The following is a 4,701-nucleotide window of genomic DNA, read 5'->3' as shown; positions in this document are numbered from 1 at the left end:
CTTTCTTGTCCCCCTTCTCCCGGTTTGGGAGAAGGGGTTAGGGGATGAGGGCCAAATAGCCCCCCATTCACATAAGGAAACACATTCGCCCAATTGCGAATCCCAGCCGCTTCTCGCTGGTTGTGGGGGGTCGCCATCGCCCGAAATAGCTCCGATAGCACCTCATCGGTATTGGCAGCATCGGCCGCACTCATCTGGGCGATCGCATTTGTAAATAACTTCTCACTGTGGAAAATGTTGGTATCTTCCGCAAAAAAGCAGAAAATCAGCCGCGCCATGAAATGGTTAAACTTCTCGCGACCTTCCGCTTTATCCCAGTCTGGATTCAGCTTGAGTAACTCCACATACAGCCGATTGAGGCGACCTGTTGCTTTGATATCAAAGGCATTCTCGCGGATTTGCCGCACGGTGGTAATCCCCGCCAAAGGCAGGAAAAAGCCGAAATGGTCGGAAAAGTCCGGGTAATCACAGGCGACAGTCTCCCCATCGACCAAACTTTCCGCCTCAAAACTTTTGCCGTCCGTGGCGAGAATAAACTTGACTTTGTAGCGAGTGGTGGCGGGACTCTCGCGCAAGGCTGTTAAGGTGGCGGTGACTTCCCCCTCTGGGCAGACTTTTAAATGGATATTGTGGCGCTGAAGTACCCCACCGGGTAAGTCCGATTGATTGGTGCTGTGGCGATCGCTTTTCAGGCGCTTGATGGTGGTCGCCTTATTCCCAAAGGCTTCCAGGAAGCTATAGGGGAAGGCTTCGGGGTCAAAAGGTGCTTCCGCGAGTTGGGAAACTGCTTCCTCGATTTCAACAGCATTCATGGTCACAAATCCAAAAGACTGGGGGTTCTTTCTCAACTTTAGCTAATCACTAGACCTCTCTTCCCGTAAAGTGGCAATTTCCTCTAAACTTAATCCAGTAGCTTGGGCGATCGTCTCATCATTCAGTTGACCCAATAAATTGCGAGCCGTCTCACGTTTTGCTTCTTCTCGCCCTTCTTCTCGCCCTTGTTGTCGCCCTTGTTGTAGTCCCAATGCGATCGCGCCTTGTTGGTCATAAATAAACATTTCCCGCCGCTCTAACTCTTCCAATTCCTCTAGGGTTAATCCAGCTTGATTAGCAATTTCAAAGGCTTGATTGAGTTCGGGGATATCATCCATATTTTCAGGAATAGAAGAGAGCGATCGGGCATACTTCATAAAATAAATCCATTTATCCGTCAGGGTTTCCAGTTCGTTGAGTTCTTTGGTAAACTTCGGCAATTCCACAAAGACTAACTCCATCCCATTATCTGGGTAGTACCAGCCCTCAGACTTCTCGCGATAGACAAACCGGGAAATCAATTGATTTTGTCCGGGGAACATATCAAAGTCGGTCAAGGTTAAAGCAATCACAGGTTTTAGGTCTCGATATGCTTGTCGTCTCCGTTCCAGTTGAAACGCATAAGTTTTCGCCGCATTAAATAAAACCCGCTTCCCAGAAAACTGCACATTCAAAACCTGAATTTGAATAATCACCAATGTGCCGTCATTCAAGCGCGCTTTAACATCGAGATAGGTATCTTTTAACCCTTCCAGTTGCGGGGGCAAATTCGGCTTAATGATTTCCAAGTATTCAATAGTGGAATTTCCCTCATAGACCAAACCATTGAGAAAACTGATTAAGATGTTCTTGCTTTGTGGCGAACCAAAGATTTTTTTAAAAGCGTAGCCGGTTTTGGGGTTAATAAATATCATAGCCAGCCTACCCAACTCAGGTTCATGTTTGGGAACTAATTATAGCATAACTTGTGTATTTTGGAGTTCCCCCTGTGTCTAATTCCTGGGGAGTTTCCATTTGTGCAAGAATTGTTGATTGAATATGCCCAAAGTAAGCCAGCATATTAGGAGATTGAGGTTGAGACTATTTTTGATACCCAACGAAATCATTATCAAATTGTCCATTTTGGTTGGCACCATCAGCGATGGATTCATCAGGGTGTCATCCATTTAGATATCCGCCATGAGAAAATTTGGATTTTTTGCAATTCAACGGAGCATGATGTGGCGGAAGATTTAGTCAACTTGGGTGTCCCCAAGCAAGATATTGTGCTAGGATTTTACCCGCCTTTTATGCGAGAAATGAGCGATTATGCAGTAGGCTAAAAGTAGAGCAACCAGGGCAACATTGATTGCATCAGGAGTGCATGGGTTCATTTTCATAATTGGCGGGAGGGGCAATAATCGGGTTTTTCTAAGTTATCAGACTATAACTTAGCCAATTTGTTTGCATTTTGTTCTATCCAGGAAGGGGTTATTTAAAATAATTTTAAATGCTTTTGTTCCAATACTCTAACCCAGTGAAAATCACATTTTCTAGCCACTGATGGAAACGGGGAACTAAATTTTCTTGCTCATCAGCATAGGAAAATTGAAATGGAGAATCAGTTAAAGGCTGAAGATCGCTAATAGTTGGTTCTCCTTCTTCACCATGATCTCGATGATAAGCACAGGCGCTACAAATTAGTAACCCCCGGTGTTCATGTCCGAGAACATGAAAAGAAAGAAGAACTGTTATAGATGCTTCTATATTAATTACCAATTGAATCCAAGTATGATAGTTCCGCAGGTTGGCAAAATATCCTAATTGTTTGGCAGTTTCAACCACTTGATAGCGATGATAATAATATCGAGAGTCGCCCACTGGGGCTGCAATTGTAAAAACGGCGGCATCAGTTAATATATTCTGAACAGATAGTTTAATGTCCTCGGCAATTTCTTGGAATCGCTGAGAAGCAATATCAAATAAGATGGTAGCGAAACTTTCGGCTTTTTGACATTTATCCTGGACTGAAGCCAACTGATTTTGTTTCAATTTATCAGCAATAGCCGAGACAATAACTTGAGTCCTTCTAGTCTCTGATAAAACTTGTTCTGACAAACCAAGACTTCTTAAAAATGCTTGCTTTTGACTCTTAGCAAAAAGATTAATTAAACTCGATAAATCACCGCTATCTGCCTGTTCCAAAGCGGCAATATAAACGGAGCGATCGTCCCGGGTTATCACTAAAGGAAACCAACTCGCTTGGATGCAAACTAAACTGGCTAAACAACGAGCAACCCGACCATTTCCATCTTGAAAAGGGTGGATTTGGGTAAATCGATGATGCAACCAAGCCGCCTCAATTTCTGGGGGAACTTTTTGTTCTTGATGTTGATGATGTAAGGTGATTAATAGATCCATTTCCGATGCTACTTGTTCCGGCGGACAATACTCGTGAATTGTGCCATCTGGTCGGAGGGGGTTATTGGGTTGACGTTTCCAGTCGCCTTTAATTAAGGGAACCCTAAAGATTTTTCCCTGTGGGTTTAAGGCTTCTGTGCTTTCCTGACTCTGGGTTAAAACTTGATGTAACTCCTTGATATAAGAAGTAGATAGATTTCTTTGACCCCCAACAAAATTAAATAATCCCTCAATGGCAGCCTCTTGATCTTTAATGAGCGAAACGACCTGTTTAACTGGAATATCTGTAGAGCCGTGAGGGATTAATGCTTCATTAATTCCCTGTTCAATTAACAAACGAGTGATGCCGCGATCTATGGTGTATAAACGCTCAATAATTCCGGTTTCAATGGCGATTTCCCGCCGCAGCTTTTCGCTAAAGGTTTGAAACTCTCCCGATTGACGCAGGCGATCGGCTTGCTCGTTCCAAACGGTGACTAAAGGTGGCAGTTCACTACTAGCTAAATCTTGCCAGTTGGATGGCAAATCTTCAATGGGTTTCCACAACATAAATTTTATGGCTATTGATTGCTAAAATATGTTATCATACTCTCATATGTGCGAGACGTTTAGGAGTCAAATAAGGCTGCAATGCCTGAAATAACCTCCTAGAGGGCAATTAGACCTTCAACCAGTCTAACCCCTTAACTGTATATATGTCCCGACGCTTAGAGTGCTTAGAGTATAGACTAAGCATAGACTAAGCAAGGCAGGGAACTCAAGGTCAATCCCATATAAGAAATCACAGAATACACTATTTATCCTCCAAGTATACTATAAGGAGGAGTATTTAACCCACTTGGGGTGATTTGGGAAAGAGTAAAGGCGATAGCCACCCCCAGTTTCAGAAATCACAAATCTGGGATTGAAGCGGGGAACGGAAGGCGTAAGGGAAAACCTATTCCCAAAATCCGACCACTGCCAACCATCCATGATTAGGGAAACCGAATGTCTGGCTTGAACCATCGTCAGTATGAAGCAGCGAAACAGGTTGACACGCTGCGCTCAAAAGAGCAAGGAGAAAAGTAGGGGTCTTTATGAACTACCTACACAGACCTTTTTAAGTAACCCGGTGGATAGGACAAATCTAAAGATGGAATGCCCATATATACGGAACGTTGAAACCCCTATTGGGCTCTCTACGAGTACATCTCGTAGAGTAGTGAAAAGTGTAAGCGCAAGCCTATAAGGGGAAGGGATGTGACTGAAAGCCAATGCCTAACTGTAATGGTTGGGATATGCCCACTAGTCACGGTGTGGATATAGAGACTGCGATAAGTAAGAGTTTAATGGCGAAAGCGAGTTTAAAGACTAACGCAAGCATATAGCTATGAAAGTTGAGGTCATAAAGCAGGGGGTCGTAACCTTGTTCCTACTGACAAAATAGGGTATCCACATCAGGAGCCGTGTGATGTGAAAGTATCAAGCACGGTTTTGAATGGGAGTTGG

General features: G+C 43.7%; 4 protein-coding genes. 1 reads left to right on the top strand and 3 read right to left on the bottom strand.

Annotation, left to right across the window (positions count from 1 at the left end; genetic code table 11):
* Positions 1-812: type IIL restriction-modification enzyme MmeI (locus P5683_RS22880; protein WP_315648925.1), on the bottom strand; the 812-nt coding region annotated here is incomplete at its 3' end.
* Between the two features lie 42 nt (positions 813-854).
* Positions 855-1,727 (bottom strand): Rpn family recombination-promoting nuclease/putative transposase, encoded by an 873-nt coding sequence (locus P5683_RS22875; RefSeq protein WP_006625072.1) that lies wholly within the window; start codon positions 1,725-1,727, stop codon positions 855-857.
* A 153-nt stretch (positions 1,728-1,880) separates the two neighbouring features.
* Here P5683_RS22875 and P5683_RS22870 point away from each other — a divergent pair, with 153 nt between their 5' ends.
* The gene (locus P5683_RS22870) at positions 1,881-2,135 is read left to right on the top strand and encodes a XisI protein (protein ID WP_228116600.1); all 255 of its coding nucleotides are present in this window, start codon (positions 1,881-1,883) and stop codon (positions 2,133-2,135) included.
* Positions 2,136-2,298: 163 nt separating this feature from the next.
* Here P5683_RS22870 and P5683_RS22865 read toward each other — a convergent pair whose 3' ends face one another.
* Positions 2,299-3,762 carry a Fic family protein gene (locus P5683_RS22865; protein WP_006625075.1) on the bottom strand — a complete coding sequence of 488 codons (1,464 nt, stop codon included), beginning with the start codon at positions 3,760-3,762 and terminating at the stop codon, positions 2,299-2,301.
* Positions 3,763-4,701 lie beyond the last annotated feature (939 nt).

Origin of the sequence: Limnospira sp. PMC 1279.21 (assembly GCF_032349615.1) — a bacterium.
Classification (GTDB): Bacteria; Cyanobacteriota; Cyanobacteriia; order Cyanobacteriales; family Microcoleaceae; genus Limnospira; species Limnospira fusiformis.
Note: the sequence above shows the minus strand (reverse complement) of the source record. Positions and strands in the feature narration are given on the sequence as shown.

Bases quoted from the DNA above. Each gene is read 5' to 3' on its own strand.
- P5683_RS22875 (WP_006625072.1), bottom strand. From the start codon at position 1,727: ATGATATTTATTAACCCCAAAACCGGCTACGCTTTTAAAAAAATCTTT.
- P5683_RS22865 (WP_006625075.1), bottom strand. From the start codon at position 3,762: ATGTTGTGGAAACCCATTGAAGATTTGCCATCCAACTGGCAAGATTTA.